The sequence below is a fragment of the Acinetobacter bouvetii DSM 14964 = CIP 107468 genome (genome assembly GCF_000368865.1).
GTDB lineage: Bacteria > Pseudomonadota > Gammaproteobacteria > Pseudomonadales > Moraxellaceae > Acinetobacter > Acinetobacter bouvetii.
This window is the reverse complement of sequence record NZ_KB849728.1, coordinates 127,091-149,384: the sequence shown is the minus strand read 5'-3', so window position 1 is coordinate 149,384 and position 22,294 is coordinate 127,091. Positions and strand designations below refer to the sequence as shown.

General features: G+C 50.9%; 17 protein-coding genes. 11 read left to right on the top strand and 6 right to left on the bottom strand.

What is annotated here, in order from left to right; translation table 11 throughout:
• The first annotated feature begins 70 nt into the window (after positions 1 to 70).
• Together F941_RS13575 and F941_RS13570 are read left to right on the top strand one after the other, a co-directional pair.
• A complete protein-coding gene (locus tag F941_RS13575) occupies positions 71 to 1,393 on the top strand; it encodes a hypothetical protein (protein WP_005012326.1) in 1,323 nt (440 codons plus the stop codon).
• On the top strand, positions 1,374 to 1,661 hold the full coding sequence (locus F941_RS13570) for a chorismate mutase (protein WP_018573157.1): 288 nt from the start codon (positions 1,374 to 1,376) through the stop codon (positions 1,659 to 1,661). The genes F941_RS13575 and F941_RS13570 overlap by 20 nt, the downstream gene beginning before the upstream one ends.
• Positions 1,662 to 1,725: 64 nt before the next feature.
• On the opposite strand, the gene F941_RS13565 is transcribed toward F941_RS13570, so the two are convergent.
• Entirely contained in the window at positions 1,726 to 2,619 is an 894-nt protein-coding gene (locus F941_RS13565) for a DUF4198 domain-containing protein (protein ID WP_005012322.1), read from the bottom strand.
• A gap of 100 nt (positions 2,620 to 2,719) precedes the next feature.
• Between F941_RS13565 and F941_RS13560 the strand changes: the two genes are divergently transcribed.
• The 4 genes from F941_RS13560 to F941_RS13545 all read left to right on the top strand — a co-directional run bounded on the left by F941_RS13560 (position 2,720) and on the right by F941_RS13545 (position 7,305).
• Positions 2,720 to 4,279 carry a DUF2271 domain-containing protein gene (locus F941_RS13560; protein ID WP_005012320.1) on the top strand — a complete coding sequence of 520 codons (1,560 nt, stop codon included), beginning with the start codon at positions 2,720 to 2,722 and terminating at the stop codon, positions 4,277 to 4,279.
• Between the two features lie 29 nt (positions 4,280 to 4,308).
• Entirely contained in the window at positions 4,309 to 4,899 is a 591-nt protein-coding gene (locus tag F941_RS13555) for a PepSY-associated TM helix domain-containing protein (protein WP_005012318.1), read from the top strand.
• Between the two features lie 10 nt (positions 4,900 to 4,909).
• On the top strand, positions 4,910 to 6,385 hold the full coding sequence (locus F941_RS13550) for a sulfite reductase subunit alpha (protein WP_005012316.1): 1,476 nt from the start codon (positions 4,910 to 4,912) through the stop codon (positions 6,383 to 6,385).
• A gap of 182 nt (positions 6,386 to 6,567) precedes the next feature.
• Positions 6,568 to 7,305, top strand: a complete 738-nt coding sequence (locus F941_RS13545; protein WP_005012315.1) for a sulfite exporter TauE/SafE family protein — start codon at positions 6,568 to 6,570, stop codon at positions 7,303 to 7,305.
• On the opposite strand, the gene F941_RS13540 is transcribed toward F941_RS13545, so the two are convergent.
• The 4 genes from F941_RS13540 to F941_RS13525 form a co-directional block, all read right to left on the bottom strand.
• Positions 7,302 to 8,207 (bottom strand): LysR family transcriptional regulator, encoded by a 906-nt coding sequence (locus F941_RS13540; protein WP_005012314.1) that lies wholly within the window; start codon positions 8,205 to 8,207, stop codon positions 7,302 to 7,304. The two genes, F941_RS13545 and F941_RS13540, sit on opposite strands and share 4 nt — an antisense overlap.
• Positions 8,208 to 8,316: 109 nt before the next feature.
• On the bottom strand, positions 8,317 to 9,621 hold the full coding sequence (locus F941_RS13535) for a solute carrier family 23 protein (RefSeq protein ID WP_005012313.1): 1,305 nt from the start codon (positions 9,619 to 9,621) through the stop codon (positions 8,317 to 8,319).
• Between the two features lie 297 nt (positions 9,622 to 9,918).
• Positions 9,919 to 12,603, bottom strand: coding sequence for a phosphoenolpyruvate carboxylase (ppc, locus tag F941_RS13530; protein ID WP_005012310.1), 2,685 nt, complete (start codon positions 12,601 to 12,603; stop codon positions 9,919 to 9,921).
• A 161-nt stretch (positions 12,604 to 12,764) separates the two neighbouring features.
• Complete coding sequence (locus F941_RS13525) at positions 12,765 to 13,382, bottom strand: TetR/AcrR family transcriptional regulator (protein ID WP_005012309.1); 618 nt, start codon at positions 13,380 to 13,382, stop codon at positions 12,765 to 12,767.
• A 150-nt stretch (positions 13,383 to 13,532) separates the two neighbouring features.
• On the opposite strand from F941_RS13525, the gene F941_RS13520 reads away from it, so the two are divergent.
• The 4 genes from F941_RS13520 (at position 13,533) to dnaJ (ending at position 19,511) form a co-directional block, all read left to right on the top strand.
• Complete coding sequence (locus F941_RS13520) at positions 13,533 to 14,636, top strand: efflux RND transporter periplasmic adaptor subunit (RefSeq protein ID WP_005012308.1); 1,104 nt, start codon at positions 13,533 to 13,535, stop codon at positions 14,634 to 14,636.
• A 2-nt stretch (positions 14,637 to 14,638) separates the two neighbouring features.
• Positions 14,639 to 17,776 carry an efflux RND transporter permease subunit gene (locus F941_RS13515; protein WP_005012307.1) on the top strand — a complete coding sequence of 1,046 codons (3,138 nt, stop codon included), beginning with the start codon at positions 14,639 to 14,641 and terminating at the stop codon, positions 17,774 to 17,776.
• Between the two features lie 134 nt (positions 17,777 to 17,910).
• Positions 17,911 to 18,288 carry a hypothetical protein gene (locus tag F941_RS13510; protein ID WP_018573160.1) on the top strand — a complete coding sequence of 126 codons (378 nt, stop codon included), beginning with the start codon at positions 17,911 to 17,913 and terminating at the stop codon, positions 18,286 to 18,288.
• 104 nt (positions 18,289 to 18,392) lie between these two features.
• On the top strand, positions 18,393 to 19,511 hold the full coding sequence (gene dnaJ, locus F941_RS13505; protein ID WP_005012305.1) for a molecular chaperone DnaJ: 1,119 nt from the start codon (positions 18,393 to 18,395) through the stop codon (positions 19,509 to 19,511).
• A gap of 111 nt (positions 19,512 to 19,622) precedes the next feature.
• Here dnaJ and F941_RS13500 read toward each other — a convergent pair whose 3' ends face one another.
• Positions 19,623 to 21,263, bottom strand: a complete 1,641-nt coding sequence (locus F941_RS13500; RefSeq protein ID WP_005012304.1) for a PglL family O-oligosaccharyltransferase — start codon at positions 21,261 to 21,263, stop codon at positions 19,623 to 19,625.
• Positions 21,264 to 21,472: 209 nt separating this feature from the next.
• Here F941_RS13500 and dapB point away from each other — a divergent pair, with 209 nt between their 5' ends.
• Positions 21,473 to 22,294: a 4-hydroxy-tetrahydrodipicolinate reductase gene (dapB, locus tag F941_RS13495; protein WP_005012302.1), complete on the top strand. Its 822-nt coding sequence runs from the start codon at positions 21,473 to 21,475 to the stop codon at positions 22,292 to 22,294.

Sequence of the window (22,294 nt, the reverse complement as noted above, 5' to 3'; positions counted from 1 at the left end):
GATCATTCTCTAACAAGTTGCTATAAACCCTTGTAGTCCTGCAAGGGTTTATTTTTTCGAGGCAAATCTCATGTCACTGCTGCGCCGTTGGTTTGATCCAATCCGATCGAGCTGGTTTTATCAAAAACCGACTCGGCAAACGGTGTTACCCACGGAACAAGGTTTAAGCGTTTACCTGCGTTTAGATGATGTTTACAGCTACTTGGCTGCCCAGCAGCTGCCTCAGCTGGAAGAAATCCTCAGTGATGAACTGAAGCCCTTAAAAGTCTATATCTCCAGCCAGAGCGGTGAACCGCCCAATCACATGTCTGGCGCAGAATGGCAGCAGTATTGCTTAAACGATGCCCAAATTCTGTCTAAGCAGCACCGCTTCAGCTTTCATGACACGCCTGAACAGCCGACTGCTGAAGCGTTGCAGCAGGCGGAAACCATATTGCGCAATACGCCTTTGCGCGGTCAGGACTTTTTGTATTTGCTGGAAGATGTGTTCCATATGCTGTGGCAAAAGCAGTATGGCAAATTGCGCACATTGCACGCCATGGCCAGCCGCCATCATCAGCCGCAGCATTTCCCGGAGCGCGTCTTTGGCGAAATGCCCGTGCTGGCGAGCTATTTCGAATTTGGCGGGCGCAAATACCATGCGGTAGATGACCTGCTCCGCTTAACCCGCCGGTTAAAGCAGCAGAAGCTGCTGACGGATAATCCGATTTTCCTGATCAATCATATTGAATGGCGCGAGCATCTGATCAGTGATGCGGAAGAGCTGAATGAAATTCAGGCGCTGGATCCGGAGCTGGATTTGTATATTGCGCTGGAAGACCCGATTTCGTGGCTCTTGCTGGCCTATATTAAAGAGGAATTGGCTGATTTTTATAATATTCAGCTGAATGTCTATCCGCTCAGCTACCATAGCCGCGACCTGTTTGACTGGAGTTTGGCGACCCGCTTGTCTAAGCGGACAGAAGTGGCATTTACGCCGTTTTGCCGTCCGACAAAAGCTGCGACGCTGTATATGGCGCAGCTGTATTACAGCGTTCCGGAAGAGCAGCGCATTGAGGCGATGTACCACATTCTGCAGGCGGTGTGGACCAAGGGCAGGGATTTATCCTTTAAAGCGCATTTTCAGCAGCTGCAGCAGGACTTGGGCATTGCCGCGCTGACTGAAGAGGATGTAGAAGCAATGCTGAAGGAAAACGATATGCATTGTGAAATGAAATCTCAGCCCGATTTTCCTGTGCTGGAATTGCGCATTGACGGGCAAAGCTATGTCTTTAACAGTTTATACCGCGTTTGGATGATTGAAAGTATTTTCAGTAATGTGTTAGAAGAGAAGTATAAAAGTGAAAACACAGCTGACAGTGAACAGAAGCCGCATGAACAAAGAGAAAGTTGAATCTTTAGAACAAGCCCGCGCGCAAATCGATGTGATTGATGAAGCGCTGATAGCATTGATTGCGGCGCGTCAATTTTATGTGGATCAGGCTGTGCGTTTTAAACGGACTGAGCAGGATGTGCAGTCACCGGAACGGGCGGATGAGGTCATTAAAAAAGTGCGCAGCGCAGCGGAGGCCCAAGGGGTTGATCCGGATTTGGTTGAACATCTTTACCGTGAAATGATCCAGCATTTCATTCGCCGTGAATTAAAGGAAATCAGGCCTTAATCAAGCGCTAGAAAAACAAAAAAGCTCCAGTATCGGAGCTTTTTGACGCAGTTGCTATTTGAGCTTATTCAGCAACTTCTACAGTTAAGCCATAAGTAAACGATTCCGCTTGCGGCTTTTTCGTATTGTCCGGGTTGGCTTCAGGATACGCCGCAGTAATTAAATAAACGCCGGCTTTTTCGAATTTCACTTCAATTTCGCCTTTCGCATTGGATTTCACTGCAGGAAGCTCTTTGGTTTTTTCAGCATCCAAGCTGCCGGTGCCTTTGAAGACATCCACTTCTACATTCGGCACAGCTTTGCCATTGAAGAGGATTTGCGCTTTTAAGGCTTCGCCTGCATACAGTTCGCTTGGATGAGTCAGCAGTTTCAGCTCAAAGCCTTTATTTGAAGGCGCTGGAATTGCGCTTGGCTTGCCTTTGGTAATGTAAGTTTCAGCAATGAGCGTATTTTTCACTTCGAATACTGGCGCATTGGCAGGCACTTGGTCAGCTGCAATCATGCGCGGAGGCTGTGCATTGGCAGGCGCAGGGGTTTTCGCCGCTTCGGCTTTGGGCGCTTCAGGCGCTTTTGCCTGCTGAGCCATTGGAGCGCGCATCGGGCGGACACGCAGCCAGCGGCCGTCAATCAGCGCGTATTTTCCGCTGTTGCCGACCGCATCCTTTGTCTGAATGCGGTAAGTGCCTTCATCAGCAGGGCTGAATTCAGCGACATTAAAGCGCTTTAACGATGCGGCCGCATCCAGCGCAAGCTGTTGGCCGCCCGGCTGCGTAATGATATAGCTGGTTTTAAAGTTATTGCTTGGAACAAAGAATTTTTCCACCGTTAATGCGCTTTGGAAACTGACATTCGAGCTGCTTATATCAAATGCGTCCGGCAGGATGAACGGACTGACAGTATGTGCATGGCTCAATACCGGCAAAGAAGAGAGCAAAGCAATTTTTAACCAATGATTCATTGAACCATACTCCAAATTTAAATCGAAATTATCGGTCGTAATCTACTTGATAACTACTATCATTATCAATAAAATTCAGAAAATATTTTGGAGAATCAGTATGCCATTTACTGCTAATAAAAATGAACCTGCACGGACAGCATTCCGACTAACGCCATTGGTTGTAGCGCTGGCGCTGATTTCTCCAATCAGCGTGCTGGCGGCGGAACAAAAAGCAGAAGATGGCCAGTTTGAACAGCAAGCGGCGCAAGCGCACCGTTTTCACCGCGATTATGTCTTGGGCACGTCTTTAGATGTGGTGGTGACAGGGGTCTCTAAGCAAGAGGCCAAATTGGCGCTAGACGCGATTCAAACTGAAATTGCCCGCATGGATCAGAAACTTTCCACTTGGCGGGCAGACAGCGAAATTACCGCCCTGAATAAAAACAAAGCCGGCGCGGTTTCCCCTGAACTCTTTGAAGTGATTGCCGCCTGTGAAGCTTGGCGCGATAAAACTTGCGGCGCATTTGACGCGCGCTTAGGTCAATTGATTGGCCTATGGGAAAAATCGCAAGGCATCACAGATCTGGATACAGCAACCCATGCGCAGGTGCTGAATTTATTGAAGCCGGACAACGTGGAGATGGATGAATCTGCGCAGCGGATCCAGATGGATGCTGCGGTGTCATTTGCGCCAGATGCCTATGCCAAAGGCTATATCATTGACCGCGCCATGGTGGCTGCCCGTCAAAAAGTGCCTGCGGCTGAAGGCCTGCTGATTGATATCGGCGGAGACATCCGTGTATGGGGCAGCGCGCCTCAGAAGGACGGCTGGAGCATCGGCGTGCAGGATGCGTTTAATCATCATGATTTGGCTGTGCCAAGCGAGGTGCTGCAGCTTAAAGATCAGGCTGTGGCATTCAGCGGTCAAGGCTACCGCGCATTGGCAGGTCAATCGCATCTGCTCGATCCGAAAACAGGCCTGCCTTTGCAGCAGGTTGAGCAATGCGTGGTTGTCGGCACCTGCGCAGCGGATGCCGATGCTTTAGCCACGGCTTTGGCTGCTATGCCGCCTGCAGAGGGCCTGGCGCTGATTGAAGCTTTGGCCGGCTATGAAGCAAAATTGACCATGCGCAGCGGCGCATCTTATCAAAGCGCGGGCTGGAATGGCTTATTGCAGCGTCAAGCGGCGCAGCCAGAAATGCAGGCTGTGGCAAGCGCGTCATCGGCAAAATGGCCATCCGGCTATCAAGCGGCGATTGATTTGGTCATTCCGAAAATTAATGTGGAAAAATACCGCGCGCCGTATGTCTCGGTTTGGGTGACGGATGCCAATAAAAAACTGGTCCGCACTTTGGCGGTCTGGGGCAAGAACGAACAATGGATTAATTCCAACTATGTGTGGTGGCGCCGCTATGGCCGTCAAATGGAAAAATTGGATGCGGTTGCCAAGCCCTCACGCCAGCCGGGCCAATACAAAATTGCCTGGGATGGCAAAGATGACAGCGGCAAAGCTGTCTCTGCCGGTCAATATATTGTGCATATTGAAACTTCCCGGGAGCATGGCGATCACTCTTATCAAATGATGAATTTAGATGTGAAAGCCAAAAATTCCAGTCAAAGCCTGCCAGCGCAAACTGAAATTGGCAGTGTCAAAATGAATTTCCAAAAAATCCATTAATTTTTTGATGGATGATGAAGGTTTAAACCGTGTACCAACGCCGTGATTTTTACCGCCATGCACGCTATGTGCATGGCTGGCTGTCTGCATTCGCATTTATTGTGCTGGTGTTTTTCTCCCTGACCGGCCTGCTGCTGAATCATCCCGAATGGTTTGATCCAGAAAAAGACGAAAAAACAGTCAAAATCGAATTGCCTGAAGATGTCCTTCAGGCCCTGCAGAAGCAGGAAAATCCTTCTAATGCATTGCTGGCGTATGTCCGTCAAAAAGAAGCTATTGTCGGCCGCTATCAAAGCAGTGAAGTGCTGGATGGCGAAGTGATGATCCGTCTGGAAAGCCCTGCCGGCTCTACAGATGTTTGGGCTTTGCTGGATACTGGCGAAGTTGAGATTACGCAAAAGCCGGCATCTGCTGTGTCGCTGATCAGTGATTTGCACCGCGGCAAAAACGCCGGCGCTGCGTGGAGCTGGCTGATTGATATCAGCGCGATCTTAATCCTGGCGCTGTCTTTGGCGGGCTATATTTTATTCCTCAGCATCAAGTCACGTTTAGTGCAGAATCTGCTGCTGACGGCGGCCAGCCTTGCGGTGCTGATCGCTTTAATTTGGTCGGCTGTATAGGGCATTTGATATGACACATGCAGCCCTTCTGCTTCTGAGTTTTTTTGCGGTTTTATTGTTTATTCATTTTCTGGCTTTAGTTTGGCTGCTGTATGCTCGGCGTGCTGAAAAAAAACAGACGCGAAGACTTGACCCTCAGCAGTATCTCATTATTTACGCCAGCCAATCAGGTCAAGCCGAACAGTATGCGCAGCACACCGCACAGCAGCTGCGGCAAGCGGGCGCGGGCGCAAAATGCGTGAATATCCATGACATCCGCGCTGAGGAATTGCCGCAGGCCTGCAAAGTTTTGTGGATGGTGAGCACCTATGGCGAGGGTGATGCGCCAGATCAAGCACAGGCCTTTCAGCAAAAGATTCTCACGCAGTCTTTTGATTTGTCTCAGATGTCTTATGCTGTTTTGGCCTTTGGCGACCGCCGTTATGCCAATTTTTGCCATTTTGGGCAGGAGCTGAATGCATGGCTGCTGAAGCAGCAGGCGCAGCCATGGTTTGATTTGGTCTGTGTTGATCAGTCTTCAGCGGCAGATTTGAACACTTGGACACACCATCTTGAAAAAGCAGCGGAGCTGCAGCTGGGCATGGCGCATGAAGAAAAACAGTGGGCAGATTTCCGCTTGAAGGATCGGCAGCTGCTGAACGCAGGCAGCTGCGGTGGCGCAATGTACCGCATCATGCTGTCTGTGCACAATCAGCAGTGGCAGTCTGGGGATATTCTGGAAGTGCAAAGCGCAAATGGCGCTGCGGAGATTCAGCGTTTTTTAGAGCGGCATCCAGCTGATTCTGATCAGGCTGCGGCCGATGCCCTCAAGCTGAAAAATCTGCGCCAGCTGCCTTTACGTCAGCCGGATGAAAGCTTCAGCCAGTGGGTCACACGTTTTGAGCCGCTGCCGCTACGGGATTATTCCATTGCTTCGATTCCTGAGTCTAAGCAGCTGGAACTGGTGGTGCGCCAGCAAATCACAGAACAGGGCTTAGGCGTCGGTTCGGGCTGGCTGACAGAGAGCGCTGCTTTAGGAGAAAGCGTCACTGCACATATCCGGACGAATCCAGCGTTTCATCTGGAAAAAATTGATAAGCCAATGATTTTTATTGGCAATGGTTCCGGAATTGCGGGATTGATGGCGCATTTGCAGCAGCGCCATGCCTGGGGATTCTGCCAAAATTGGCTGATTTTTGGCGAAAGGCAGCAGCAGTTCGATTTTCTGTTTGAACAGCCGCTTTCAGACTGGAAAAACAGCGGTGTTCTGCATACGCTGGATACCGTATTTTCACGCGATCATCAGCCTAAAAAATATGTGCAGCATGCGCTGGCGGAAAAAGCTGAACAGCTGTGCGAATGGGTGAATCAGGGCGCTTATATTTATCTGTGCGGCAGCCTGCAGGGGATGGCGCAAGGGGTGGATGAGGCGCTGACTGAAATTTTAGGCGCGGCGCAACTGGAGCAGCTGCGCCGAGAACAGCGCTACCGCCGTGATGTGTACTGAGCTTTATGCAAGCCTTAAACCTGCATTTAAAAAAAGCGTCCTCTATGGGCGCTTTTTTATTGCGGCAGAATGCAGATTACAGCAAAGCCTCAATATTTAATTGAGGCTGGATTCCAAAAACAGTGATTTTTGATTGGCGCAGAATTTTTTAGCATAGCGCTAAACATGAAACGAGTAAGCAGATGATTGGGTTTGTCATTGCGGTATTTGCCATTGCCGGCATGATTAAAGGCGCGATTGGGCTGGGTTTGCCTGCCGTTGCGATGGGGCTGCTGACCATGGTGATCAGTCCGTTTCAGGCAGCGGCATTGCTGATCGTTCCTTCAATGGTCACTAATTTTTGGCAGCTATTCGCTGAAGGGCGGGTGTTACAGCTGGTCCAGCGTTTTTGGCCTTTGCTGCTGGGCATAATTGCCGGTTCGATTTGGAGTGTTTTTCCGACTTTAGGCCATGGCGAATTTCAAAGTGAAGCGCTTTTGGGGGCAATGCTGGCTTTATATGGGCTTTATGGCTTATGTGCAAAAAAACTGCCGAATTTTGCCGGGCAGGAAAAATGGCTGTCGCCCATTATTGGCTATTTAGGCGGCGCGCTTACTGTAGCGACTGGCGTTGTAGTGATTCCTGTGGTGCCTTATCTGCAAGGGCTGCAGCTGAAGCGGGATGACCTCGTGCAGGCGCTGGGTTTGGCTTTTACGACATCGACCATTTGCCTTGCCGTATTTTTACAGCAGAATCCTGTCGATAATATGCCGCTGGATTACCAAATGTCTTTGATTGCTTTATTTCCCGCTTTAATCGGCATGTGGGCAGGCAAAAAAATCCGTTACCGCATACCGGAGCAGAAATTCCGCAAGGTCTTTTTTGCAGGGCTGATTGCCCTTGGCGGCTATATGATGCTGCATCAATTCGGCTGGATTTAATCCAGCTTTAATAGGCTGTGCTGCGCAATTAAAAATTGGCTGAAATGCTGATACGGCGTAGACAAATCATCAAAGCTGCGGGCAGTCAGCATCAGTTTCCGGTTGGCCCAGTCACCGGTTAAATCTACAGTGTCAAAAGCATACAGCGCCTGCAGGCGCAGGGCCGCCCGTTTAGGCATGATGGCAACGCCTACGCCGTTGGCGACCACTTGAGCAATAGCGGCAAAGTTAGGCAGGCGCAGCCGGTATTGAATGCGGGAGCCTAATTGTTTGGCTTGCGTTTCAATGGACTGCTGCAAGGAGTGATATTGCATCAGCCCGACAAAAGGATAGCCAAGAGTCTGAGCCAGCGGCATTGGCGCATGGCCTGTCAGTTCATGTGCTTTCGGGAAAATCAGCACCAGAGGGTCATCGGCAAATTCCAAGGTCTGCAGCTGGCTGGATCTGAAAAATCCTGAAATCAGCCCCAGCTGCGCCGTACCCTGTTCGATGGCGGCCACAATATCATGGGATTCCGCCTCTTTCAGTTCAATCTGCACATTGGGGTTCTGCAATAAATACTGCGGCAGCAGCAGGGGCAAATACTCGCTTTGCGCAGAAGAATTGCACCACAGCACCATGCTGGAACTGAGCCCCGCCGCAAAAGGCGCCATGGCTTGTTCCAGCTGCCGGCCTTGCTGCAGGATCTGCTGTGCATGTTCCACGAAAGTTTGGCCTGCCAGCGTAAGCTTTACGCCGGAAGCATGGCGGGTAAATAAACTGGCCGCATAACGCTGTTCCATTTTTTTAATGCGCTCACTGCAGGCCTGCAGCGAAATGGCAGAGCGCTCAGCGCCTTTGGTCAGACTGCCGGTTTCTACAATATTCAGCACCAGCTGCAGGTCAAACAGATCTAAGCGCATGCATTCTTGCTCTTATAAGAAGGCTTTATTTTACTCAAAATCGGCAGACAAAAAATGCGGATATGAAAAAAGCAGCCAAATGGCTGCTTTTTATATTTGAAGCGTCAAATTATTCTGATTTATCCGCTAAGCTGAAGAACCAGTTCAGAATTAAAGCTGCAAATGTTGCAGTGCCAATGCCGCCTAAATTGAAGCTGCCGAACTGAAGCGCAAAGTCGCCGGTTCCTAAAATAATGGTCACGGCTGCCACCATCAGGTTTTTATTTTTAGAGAAATCGACTTTGTTTTCAATCCAGATTTTTGCGCCGGCAATGGTAATTAAACCAAAGACTACAATGGATGCGCCGGTTAAAATTGCGCTTGGAATGGTATGGATGATGGCGCCAAATTTTGGAGACAGGCCCAGAAATACTGCAAATACGCCCGCCACCACAAAGATGATGGTGGAGTAGACGCGGGTGACTGCCATGACGCCAATGTTTTCGCCATACGTGGTCATGCCTGGGCCGCCGACAGCGCCTGAAAGGGTGGTCGCTACGCCATCCGCCACAAAAGCTTTGCCAATATGGGGATCCAGGTTTTCACCGGTCATGGCGCTGACGGCTTTAATATGGCCCAGGTTTTCCGCCACTAGAATCAGGGCAATTGGGGCAATAATCAGCATGGCATTGACGTTGAATTCAGGCGCATGGAAATGCGGTACGCCAAACCAAGCCGCCTGCTGAATCGGCGTAAAATTAATCGGCGTGCCGTATCCCATGACATTGGACACGATGTAATAAACTAAATAAGCCAGCAGCAGGCCGACCAGCAGCAGCAAGCGCTGCAATAGGCCTTTGGTGAATACGGCAATGGAGCCCATGCACAGCACAGTCACCAGTGACATCCACATATTAAAGCTGTTGCCCATCACGCCTTTAACGGTCACTGGCGCAAGATTCAAGCCAATAATCATCACTACAGCGCCTGTGACTACAGGCGGCATCAGTTTTTCAATCCAGCGGGTGCCAGTCGCCATCACAATGAAGCCGAAAATAGCATATAAAATACCGCAGGCCATGATGCCGCCGGCAGCCATGGCAATATTGGCATTCGGCGCACCGGTGCCAGACGCTGCATAGCCCGTGGCGGCAATCACGACGCCGATAAAGGCAAAGCTTGATCCCAAATAGCTTGGCACACGGCCGCCCGTGATAATAAAGAACAAAATGGTGCACAGGCCTGACATTAAGATGGCCAAGTTTGGATCAAAGCCCATTAAGAACGGCGCAAGAACCGTCGCCCCGAACATGGCAAAGGCATGCTGTATGCCCAATACAACACTTTGCGCAGGCGGCAGATATTCATTGGTGCCAACTGGACGTGCATCGATACTGCCTTCATACGGGCGCCATTTGGGAAACCAATTGGACATAAAATGAGCACTCAAAATTTAAATTGTGCACATCATACGCTTCTTTTTTGGAAGATTTAATCACTGCAATAAAAAAAAAATTAAAACTAATCCTATGACTTTTCATTATTTTTTACCGCACGGTAAAAGTTTTTTATTTTAAAAATAGCGTTAAATCAGTGATTAATAAATTTAAAGCCCGCAGAGGGCGGTCATAAATTTTTTTGATTTAACTTATGATTAAATGTATGGATTATAGAATAAATGGTCAATAAAAAGGCATATCCTTGGATATGCCTTTTTATTGGGTTTGGGGCCTTAGCCGGTATTGCGCAGACCTGCAGCAATGCCGGCAATGCTGACCATGAGGGCATGATCGACCGGGGTGTTTTCCGCCTGACGTTCAGCCAGATAGGCGCGGCGGCGCTTCATCAATTCTGCCTGCAGCAGGTGCAGCGGCAGCAGGTATGGCTTGCGCACTTTCATCGACTGATCCAGCACGTCATTGCTGCTGAGCAGCTTGGATTCGCCTTTCAGCGCAAGCAAGGTCTGCACCGCATCGCGCAAGCGCTGGCGCAGTTCTTCGCCTAAGGCTTTCAAATCTTCATCCTGCGTCAGATGCGACTCATAGTACAGCGCGACATGGCTGTCCGATTTGGACAGCACCATTTCCAGCATATCAATCAGGGTTTGGAAATAAGGCCATTCATGCAGCATTTCTTCCAGTACGGCTTTTTGCCCCTGATCCAGCACTTGGTTGATCGCTGCGCCAGTGCCCAGCCATGCCGGCAGCATCAAGCGGATTTGCGTCCAGGCAAAGACCCATGGAATGGCGCGCAAGGATTCAATGCCGCCGCTGACTTTACGCTTGGCCGGGCGTGAGCCCAAAGGCAGCATCTGCAGTTCAAGTTCGGGGGTTACGGTGCGCAGGTATTTGACGAAATGCGGGTTTTCACGGACGGTTTGGCGGTAGACCTGCACAGACAGTTCAGTCATTTTATGCATCAGCGCGCGCCATTCCTGCTTAGGTTCAGGCGGCGGCAACAGCGTCGCCTCTAAGGTGGCTGCAGTATAAATTTCCAAATTCTGCAAGGCAATGCCTTCTAAGCCGAACTTAAAGCGGATCATTTCGCCTTGTTCGGTGACCCGGATCGCGCCTGAAATTGAACCCGGCGGCTGTGAGAACAGCGCCTGCTGGGTGGGCGCGCCGCCGCGGCTGATTGAGCCGCCGCGGCCGTGGAATAGGGTCAGCTGCACGCCGTGTTTCTTTGCAATCTCTGTTAATTCTTCCTGCGCGCGGTACTGCGCCCAGTTGGCAGACATAAAGCCGGCATCTTTAGCAGAGTCAGAATAGCCGATCATGACTTCATGCTTGCCCTGAATATGCTGCTTATACCAATGCATGCCGAATAAGGTCTGCATGGTGGCTGCGGCGCCATCCAAATCTTTCAATGTCTCGAATAATGGCACCACCCGCAGCGCTTGCTGAATGCCGGCTTCTTTCTGCAGCAGCAGCACGGCCAGCACATCGCTTGGATATTCCGCCATCGAAATAATGTACGCGCCTAAGCTTTCTGACGGCTGTTCCGCCAATGTGCGCATGGTGGCAAAGACTTCCTGCACATCAGGGTGTTCAATCAGGCTCTGTTCCGGTTCATTCAGATGCTTTGGCAGCAGCGGACGCTTGCTTTGCAGTTCCTGCAGCAGGAAGTTCTGGCGGGCCTGTTCGGTCCACGTTTCAAAATTGCCCAGGCCTAAATATTCTGTAATGGCGGAAATTGCCTGGCGGTGGCGGCCGGATTCTTGGCGGATGTCCAGTTTCAGCAGTTCAATGCCGAAACAATTCACGCGGTGAATAAAGTCCAGCAGTTTGCCATTGGCGATTTCAGGCAGATCGCAATCTATCAGTGAACGGTAGCACAGCAGCAGCGGCTGAAGCAGTTCATCTTTGCTTCGGATGACTTGACTGTCATCTGCATCTTCACCTTTCAGTTTTTGCGCCAGCCAGTAACGGGTGGCTTTTAAGCGCTGGCGGGTATCACGCAGATATTCACGGTACGGTTCCGGGTGGTCTTGACCTAAAGCGGCGCGCAATTCGGCGCTGCACTGTTCAATTGACAGTTCCCAGCGCAGGGCTTCAATGTCGCGCACATACAGGTCGGCGGCTTTCCAGCGCGACAGCCACAGCACTTCTTGCGTGATGTTATGGGTCACGTTCGGATTGCCGTCGCGGTCGCCGCCCATCCATGAGGCAAAGCGGACAGGGGCAATAGTCAGCGGAAGCTGCTGGCCGCAATGTTCAGTGACCATGCTGTCCAATTCACGCATGAACTTCGGCACAGCATTCCATAGCGTCTGTTCAATGGTAGTGAAGCCCCACTTTGCCTCATCGACAGGGGTTGGGCGGTGCTGGCGGATTTCATCGGTTTGCCAGGCAGAACACACCAGCTGTTTTAAATCGTCCAATACGGCTTGGCGTTCTCGCGGGGTCAGCTTCTGCTGATCGAACTTAAACAGGCAGTCATTAATGCCGTCATATTTTTGAATCAAAGTGCGCCGGCTGACTTCAGTCGGATGCGCGGTCAGTACCAGTTCAATTTTTAATTCGCAGATTTGCTGATACAGCGCTTCGGCCGAAATGTCACGGTCTTTGAATTTTTGAAATAAATGATCCAGCGGGTTGGGCGATGGCGCCTGTTCATCAAATTCGCTTTGACGCCGGCTGCGCACCACATGGTACTGCTCGGCAATATTGGCAAAGTTTAAAAAATGGGTAAACGCGCGGGTCAGCGGCAGAATTTCATCATCTTCCAGGCTGAGGAACAGCTGTTCCAGTTGCTTTTCCGCTTCAGCCTGCCCGTCGCGTGCGCCTTTCGCAAGGGCGCGAATCTGTTCAACCTGATTAAACAAATCTTGTCCAGCATGCTGCTTCAGGGTTTCGCCCAGCAGGTTGCCCAGCAATCGTACATCGTCACGTAATGGAGCATCAATTTGTTGAATCATTTTTTCGCATTCTCCGGTTGTTCTGACTTTGAATATACCCCGATTCAATGACAATCCAAGCAGGCACAGACAAAAGTCGGATTCAGTTTGCTTAGAAAATAGCAATGTTTATGCCGATCCAGACTTGACGCGGCCAATTTAAGAGAAAAATACCTTAGCCATCAGGCGCCAGTTCCATAGCGCAGCAGAAACAGCGCCATGCTGTCCTGAATAATCTGCTGCCGCTCTGCATGATCGGGAACAGTCCGGATGCCCATTAAGACTTCATGATGGCGCAGGCCCAGCAGCAATGAAAAAATCAGCATGGTTTGTGTGCGGGGGACATCCGGACGGATAAATTTGAGCGCAACCGCCTGTTCAAAGAAATTTTCCCATAAACCGCAGAGCTTTTGATGCGAGGCATTGTAAAACTGCTGCGCCAGCGGATTATGCTGCGAAGCCAGTTCCAGCAGCAGATATTCCATTTTCAGCGCTTCCGGCAGATTGACAATGTTTAAAGACAGCTCACAGGCATGCTGCAGCGCCTGCAGGAAATTGCTGTCTGCCGACAAATGAATCGGCTGCGCGCTGATCAGCTTGTCACAGGTTTCTGCAATGGCGGCTGTAAACAGGCTTTCTTTATCTTGGAAATGGTTATACACCGTCAGTTTAGTGGTATCGGCCTTCTGCGCAATTTTATTCATGCTGCAGCCATGATAGCCGCATTCTAAAAATAAGATTTTGGCTGCATCCAGGATGCGCTTGCGTTTTTCAAAGTCTTTTGGACGTCCAGCATTCATGTGCAAAAAAATTCCAAAAATGTCATTCAGGTCATTGATTTTGTCTTAAATTAACAATTAGTGTACCGTATGGTTTATTAATTAAAAAACAATCAATTTTTAATAGGCCTATTTTGCCTTAAAAACTACTTTGATATAAGAGCGAGCTTCATGAGCACGATAAAAACCGCTGTTGCCAGCATGATTATTGTCTGCGGCGTGACCTTAGGGGGATGCAGCAAGGATCAGGCGTCTGCTGAACAGGAAGTCCCATTGGTGATGGTGGCACAGCCGGGTGCTGTGCAAGTCAATCAAAAAAGCTATGCCGGCGAAGTGCAGGCGCGGCAGCAGACGGCTTTGGCGTTTCGCGTGGCCGGTCAAATTGTTGAGCGCTATGTAGACGTTGGAGATCAGGTCAGGGTTGGGCAAGTGCTGGCCCGCTTGGATGTGAAAGATGCGGAACTGCAGAAAAATGCCAACCGCGCCCAGCTGGACAGCGCGCAGTCTGCAGTCAAAACTGCAGAAAGTGAATTGAAGCGCTTTCAGCAGCTGCTGCCGATCAATGCCGTCAGCCGTTCGCAATACGATGCCGCTGAAAACCAATATAAAACGGCACAGGCAAATCTAAAGCAGGCGCAATCGGCTTATGATGTCAGCAGCAATCAAACACAGTACAACCAGCTGACCGCCACAAAAAATGGGGTGATTACCGAGCGCAATATTGAAGCCGGTCAAGTGATAGCAGCGGGTCAGCCGGCATATCAGCTGGCGATCAATGGCGAGCGGGAAGTGGTGATTGGTGTGCCGGAACAGGCGATTGCAGAAATTAAGCCAGGCCAGCCGGCCAAAGTCACTTTATGGTCTAAGCCGAACGAACAGTTTAACGCCTATGTGCGTGAAATTTCGCCAGCGGCGGATCAGTCGCGCACTTACACTGTGAAAGTGGCGCTGCGGGAAGGCAATGCGCTGATTCAGCTGGGGCAAAGCGCGCGGGTCTTTTTCAGCCAGACAGACAACGGCCAGCTGAATGTGCCGCTGTCCAGCGTTTCTGCGCAGGGGCAGCAGGCTTATGTGCTGACCGTCAACCCGGACAATACCGTGCATAAAGCGCCTGTAATGCTGGGCGCTTATGGCCGCGACAGTGTGCCGGTGCTCAGCGGCCTGAAACCGTCAGACTATGTGGTGATTGGCGGGGTGCATCTGCTGCGTGAAAAGCAGAAAATTAAGCCGATTGACCGTGAAAACCGTCCAGTGACCATTCAGGCGGGAGGCTAAATATGCAATTTAACCTTTCGGAATGGGCGCTGAAAAATAAAGGCCTGGTGCTGTATTTTATGCTGCTGCTGGGCATTGTCGGCATTGTGTCCTATTCCAAGCTGTCGCAAAGTGAAGATCCGCCTTTTACTTTTAAGGTGATGGTGATTCAGACCTATTGGCCTGGGGCAACCGCCAAAGAAGTATCGATGCAGGTCACTGACCGCATTGAAAAAGAGCTGATGACGACCGGCCAGTATGAACGCATTATGGCCTATTCACGCCCCGGAGAATCCATGGTGACTTTTGTTGCCAAAGATTCCCTGCGTTCCAAGGACATTCCGGATGTCTGGTACACGGTGCGCAAAAAGGTCAATGATATTAAGCACCAGCTGCCGAGCGGCGTGCAGGGGCCTTTCTTCAATGATGAATTCGGCGATACCTTCGGCAATATTTATGTGCTGACCGGCAAAGATTTTGACTATGCCACGCTGAAAGACTATGCCGACCGCCTGCAGCTGCAGTTGCAGCGGGTCAAAGATGTCAGCAAGGTCGATTTGATTGGCCTGCAGGATCAGAAAATCTGGATTGAAATGTCCAATACCAAAGCTGCTCAGCTGGGGATTCCGGTCAGCGCGATTCAGCAGGCTTTGCAGCAGCAGAATACCGTTGCCAGCGCGGGTTTCTTTGAAACCCATTCTGACCGCATTCAAGTCCGCGCCAGCGGCAACCTGCATAGCGTAGAAGAACTGAAGCAAATGCCGCTGCTGATTAATGGCAAGACCATTCAGCTGGGCGATGTGGCTGACGTCTACCGCGGCTTTAGCGAGCCTGCGCAGCCGCGCATGCGCTTTATGGCGGAAAACGGCATTGGCATTGCGGTATCGATGCGCAAGGGCGGCGATATTTTGGCGCTGGGCAAAAATCTGGAAACCGAATTTGCCGCCTTGCAGAAAGCGCTGCCGCTGGGCATGACGCTGCAAAAAGTGTCCGATCAGCCTGTAGCGGTAAAGCGCAGCGTCAATGAATTTATGAAGGTGCTGACGGAAGCGGTCATCATTGTCTTGCTGGTGAGTTTTTTTTCATTGGGTTTCCGCACCGGTTTGGTGGTGGCATTTTCCATTCCCTTGGTGCTGGCCATGACCTTTGCCGGCATGAATCTGTTTGATGTCGGCCTGCATAAAATTTCCCTTGGCGCTCTGATTCTCGCGCTGGGCCTGCTGGTGGATGACGCCATTATTGCCGTGGAAATGATGGCGGTTAAAATGGAGCAGGGCTATACGCGGCTGCAGGCTGCGGGCCATGCGTGGCGCACGACCGCCTTTCCGATGCTGACAGGCACGCTGATTACGGCTGCCGGCTTTTTGCCGATTGCGACTGCGGCATCCAGCACAGGTGAATATACCCGCTCCATCTTCCAAGTGGTGACCATTGCGCTGATTGTATCGTGGTTTGCCGCGGTGCTGTTTGTCCCGTATTTGGGCGACAAACTGCTGCCGGACTTCAATAAAGATGTGGTGCAGCGTGCGCCGTGGTATCAGCGGCTGTGGGCGCGCCTGCGCAGGCAGCCGGAACCTGAGCCAATGGTGCACCATGCTGGGGAACAGCATGATCCTTATCAGACCAAGTTCTATCAGCATTTTAAAAAGTGGGTCAATGCCTGCGTCACTTACCGCAAAACCGTGATTGCGGCGACGGTGGGGATTTTTGTACTGTCCGTGCTGATGTTCAAATTGGTGCCGCAGCAGTTCTTCCCGCCCTCCAACCGCGCCGAAATTGTAGTGGATATCAAGCTGGAAGAAGGCGCTTCATTAAAAGCGACAGAAGCGGCTGTACGCAAAGTGGAAAGTTTTCTGTCTAAACAGCAGGGCATCGACAACTTTGTGGCTTATGTCGGCACCGGTTCGCCGCGTTTTTATTTGCCGCTGGATCAGCAATTGCCGCAGGCCAGTTTTGCTCAGTTTGTGGTCCTGGCATCCTCGCTGGATGACCGGGATGAAATCCGCCGCAGTTTGAGTGAAAAAATCCGCGTCTTGCTGCCGGAAGCGCGCACCCGTGTGGCTTTGCTGGAAAATGGCCCGCCTGTCGGCTATCCGCTGCAGTTCCGCGTGTCTGGCGAAGATTTGGGACAGGTGCGTGAATGGGCGCAGAAAGTGGCTGCCAAGGTCGGTGACAATCCAAATACCACCAATGTGCATTTGGATTGGGGCGAGCCCAGCAAAGTCATTAAATTGGACATTGATCAGGACCGCGCTCGCCAATTGGGGGTAAATACGCTGGACTTATCCAATTTCCTGAACAGTTCCATCAGCGGCGCTGCCATTAACCAATTCCGTGAAAAGCGTGAGCTGATTGAAATCCGTATGCGCGGTGATGAAGCCGAGCGTGTAGATGTCGGCTCGCTCAGCAGTTTGGCGGTTCCGACAGCATCGGGCAGCTCGGTGCCCTTGGCGCAAATTGCAAAAATTGAATACGGTTTTGAAGAAGGCTTGATTTGGCACCGCAACCGTTTGCCGACTATTACAGTGCGCGCGGATATCCGCACAAAACTGCAGCCGGCAACCGTAGTCAATGAATTGTCTGAGCCTTTGGCTGAATTGCGCAGCCAGCTGCCAAGCGGCTATCTGCTGGAAGTGGGCGGTACCGTGGAAGAGTCTGCCCGCGGTCAAAACTCAGTCAATGCCGGCATGCCGATGTTTTTGGCTGTTGTGCTGACCTTGCTGATGATTCAGCTGCGCAGCATGTCGCGCACCTTTATCGTCTTTCTGACAGCGCCTTTAGGCATTATTGGTGTGGTGCTGTTCCTGCTGCTGTTCAATAAGCCTTTTGGCTTTGTGGCGATGCTGGGCACGATTGCGCTGTCTGGCATGATCATGCGCAATTCACTGATTTTGATTGATCAGATCGAGCAGGATATTCAAGCGGGGCATGATCCATGGAATGCGATTTTGGATGCCGCTGTGCGCCGCTGCCGGCCGATTGTGCTGACCGCCTTGGCGGCTGTGCTGGCCATGATTCCGCTGTCACGCAGTATTTTCTTCGGCCCGATGGCCGTTGCGATTATGGGCGGATTGATTATTGCAACGCTGCTGACTCTATTTTTCTTGCCTGCATTGTATGCGCAGTGGTTCAAGGTGAAAAAAATTCAGCAGAATCCATAAAAGTTTCATAAAATTGGGTGCGAAATATTGTTTTTTTCAATATAGTAGCACTTAATCTTTATTGATAATTTTAATAAGCAATTCACTGCGCGTATTCAGGGATTTGATGGGCAGTGGATGGGGTTGAATCAGACATGACGACAGACAACATTACCAAGTATCGCCGCTATATAGCGATTTCTTATGTCTTCATGTTTTTTGCGCTGTTTACCGTTGTGAGCGGCCTATTGGCCTATTGGTTTGCCCGTAAAGTTACGCAGCTGGATTCAGCGGAAGTCTGGATGCAGGCGCACGCATTATGGGTCATGCGCACCATCACTATTTATATTATTTTGGCGTGTTTTGCTGCCTTATGGTTTATCCCATTATTTTTCTATTATTGGGACACCTATTTATGGGTGACGGGCTGCACTGTAGCAGGAGTGGTATTCTCCTGTATCGCCTTTCTGTATTTACTCAATGCCTGGATTAAAGGCATTTCTAAGTTTTTCAAAAATAAAGCAGTTTTCTAAGCCTGCAGATTTTTTTCCAGCTCCCCCCTTGTAAAACTTGGTTTGAACCCAATTTCAGACCTCAGTTAAGTATTAATTAAATTCCGTGAGGAGCATCGCCAGTCATGGCTAAACGTGATTATTATGAGGTTTTGGGTGTCGCTAAAACCGCTAGTGATGATGAAATTAAAAAAGCCTACCGTAAGTTGGCGATGAAGTTCCATCCAGACCGCAACCCAGACAACCCGGAAGCTGAAGAAAAATTTAAAGAAGCCTCTGAAGCTTATGAAGTGCTGTCGGACGGCGAAAAGCGCAGCATGTATGACCGCATGGGCCATCAGGCTTTTGAAGGCGGCATGGGCGGAGCAGGCGGCGGTTTTGGCGGCTTCAGCGCAGAAGATATTTTCAGCCAGTTCGGCGACATTTTCGGCGGCGCATTTGGCGGCGGCGGCCGTGGCGGCCAGCAGCGCGCGCGCCGCGGGTCGGATTTGCGCTATGTGATGGAACTGACGCTTGAAGAAGCGGTCAAAGGCGTGAAGAAAACCATTACCTTTACTGCGCCGGCGCCGTGTGATGCCTGTGACGGCAACGGTTCGAAAAATCCAAATGATGTTGAAACCTGCAAAACCTGCCATGGCGCAGGCCAAGTGCGCATGCAGCAGGGTTTCTTCTCGGTGCAGCAAACTTGCAGCACCTGCCGCGGCCAAGGCAAAATCATCAAGAATCCATGCAATAAATGTCATGGTTCAGGGGTATCAGACCGTCAGCAAACACTTGAAGTCACGATTCCTGCAGGTGTGGACAACGGCGACCGCGTGCGCTTAAGCGGCAAAGGCGAAGCAATCCGCGGCGGCCAGTCAGGTGATCTGTATGTGGAAGTGGTGGTGCGTGAGCATGAAATCTTCCAGCGTGACGGCGCAGACTTGTATATGGATGTGCCGATCAGCATTGCGGATGCGGCTTTAGGTAAAGAAATTCAGATTCCGACGCTGGATGGCCGTGTCAGCCTGAAAATTCCTGAAGGCACACAAACCGGCAAGCTGTTCCGTTTACGCGGCAAAGGGGTAAAACCGGTACGCACCAGCATGCAGGGTGACTTGCTCTGCCGTATTGTGGTGGAAACTCCTGTCCATTTGACGGCGCGTCAGCGTGAACTGCTGAAAGAGCTGCAGGAAACCATGGATGGCGAAGGCAGCCGGTCGTCGCCAAAGAAAAAATCATTCTTTGACCGCCTATTTGACTAATGTGATTAAATTAGCGCGATAAAAAAAGAGCCTGCATTTTGCAGGCTCTTTTTTTAGGCTGGAATGATCAATAAGACACGAATAGCCCGTGCTGATACACAGATGCGCTGTTTATTTTGACGGCATATCTTTGATTAGCTCTTCGTAGCTTAAATCTTTTTTCTGAATGATCTTGATCCGCTGCAGCTGATGCTTCGCTTCAGCTTCATAACCGTTATAGGCCAGCATTTTGGCATATTTGGTCAAATTGTATTTGGTTGGATAGCTGCGGACCAATTTTTCAACTTCATCCAGCTCAGCCTTTGACATGCGCTGATAAGGGTCCGCGCGGATCAGATCAATGCGGTGGCTGAACTCCGTCAGCAAGAAAATCCGGTCATTGCGGGTAATCTTTTCTGGGGTTTTTTCAAAGCGGGCAGCCTGATCCATTTTAGGCACCAGCACATCATAATCCCGGTAAATTGCGGCGAGCAATACAAGGCCAATAATGAATACAGTACGCATAAAGGCAGGCGGCAGCGTTAGCGCGGCCGTATCCGTTTTTTGCGCAAGCACGGTGCCCAGGATAAAACCGACAGGCAGCAGGAAGTATGCATAATTCTGCGGAAATTCCAGCATGGCATGAATAACGAAAACACCAATCATGAGCAGGCCAATCACCGCTGCCGCTGATTGCGCGCGCTTATGCAGCTGAAGGCCTAAATAGCCGAAATATATCAGAAATGGCCCGCCAACCAGCACACCATTCCAAATCAGAAAATCTAAAATAAAATTATGTGAACTGCGGACCCAGACGGGGCCTTGATAGGTATCGGAAATAGACACGAAGGCGGTGCTGGTTTGATACCAGCCATAGCCAAACCAGGGCTGCGCCGCCAGAGCATGCGCCATCTGCTGCCAAATGGCCAGCCGCGACATATCTCCGCCAGCACGCTGCGCCACATCACGGCTTTCGATCATCTGCAAGCCAGACACCTGCGCCAGCCATTGGCTGATTTCCGGCAGGCAAAAAATCAATCCGGCAAAGCAGGCCAGCCACACCGCATTGTAGCGCCATGGCAGGCGGATGACGTGGCGGTACTGCTGATAAGACAGATACAGCAGAATCGCAATACAAGCTACCCAAGAGGTGCGTGACTGGCTGAGCGCTACGCCAATCAGAATGGGCAGCGCAGCCAGAACCAGCCATTGAGTAGCGACAGCTTTCTTCTCATACAGATAAAGGCAGGCCAGCAGGGACATCAGCAGGAATGTACCCATGTTGTTGGGCTGGGCAAAATTGGCAAATGGCCGGGTGCTGCCGCTGATATTCATCATAATCCAGCTCAGCTGCTCATCAAAATTCAGCCACTGGCAGATCGCCACCAGGGCTGTGGCGATACCGCCAGCGAGAAAGGTGTAGCTTAAATAGAGGAAGGTTTTCTCACGGCTGTCCGGCTGGCTGCTTAGGCTGAAGCCGATGGCAATAGCCATCCAGAACGAAAAGACATACAGGAATCCCAGCAGCGCGATGCTGAAATAATAGACATGGCCGAAGGCGAATTGAATCAGCGGAATCAGCGCCAGCCCGAAGATGGGCAAGGTGATTTTCGGCAGCTGAATGTGCTGCCTTAAGAACGCTGCCGCTAAAGCGAACAGCGCAAAAAAAGCATACAGCTCGCCTAAATAAGTTGCCCATGGCCGGTAATGAATGGGGTGCAGCCATGCAATAAACATAAAAATTGCAGCGAGCGCAAACAGGAAGTTTCTCATGCCTGATCATCGTGGAAAAAACGCGCTTATCATACATCGAAATGCGCAAGATATAAAAAAGCGCTGCATTTTCTGCAGCGGCAGGCAACAGGAATGGCGCGCCGAAAACAGCCCGCAGAATTTTCAGGATTTTTTGTCCGCCGAACTTAGCCAAGCTCAGGAGTTTTGCTATAGTAAGAGCAATTTCGAATCAGCATTAGGAAAAGGTTATGTCAGCAAATCCGCGCATTGGGGTATTGGGTGCAGGCGGCCGCATGGGGCGCATCTTAATTCAAGCGGTTCAGCAGGCCGGCTATCAATTGGCGGCAGCGGTGGAGCGTCCGGAAAGCAGCCTGGTGGGTGCAGACGCAGGCGAGCTGGCAGGCATTGGCGCGGTAGGCGTGAAAGTCGCTGGCGGTCTGGAACAGGTCTTGAAAGACTGTGATGTGGTGATTGATTTTACTGCGCCGGCAGCGACAGCGCATCATCTTGAACTTTGCCGTCAAACCGGTGTGGCGATTGTGATTGGCACAACCGGTATGAACGATGAGCAGAAAGCGCATTTGGATGAATCCGCGCAGGAAACGCCTGTGGTGTATGCCGCAAACTATTCAGTGGGTGTCAATGTTTCGATTAAGCTGCTGGAGCTGGCATCGAAAGTTTTCGGCGATACCGTGGATATTGAAATTATTGAAGCGCATCACCGCCACAAAGTTGATGCGCCGTCTGGCACTGCATTAATGATGGGTGAGGCGATTGCTGAAACGCTGGGCCGTGATTTAAAGCAGGATGCGGTGTACTGCCGTGAAGGCCACACCGGTCCGCGAGAACGTCAAAGCATCGGTTTCCAAACCATCCGCGGCGGCGACATTGTCGGTGAACATACAGCAATGTTTATTGGCGAAGGCGAGCGTGTTGAAATTACCCATAAAGCCACCAACCGCATGAACTTTGCTGCTGGCGCTGTCCGCGCCGCTGCCTGGGTAGTCGGCCGTGAACCGCGCAAATATGACATGAAGGATGTGCTGGGATTTAACGATATTCAGGTATAA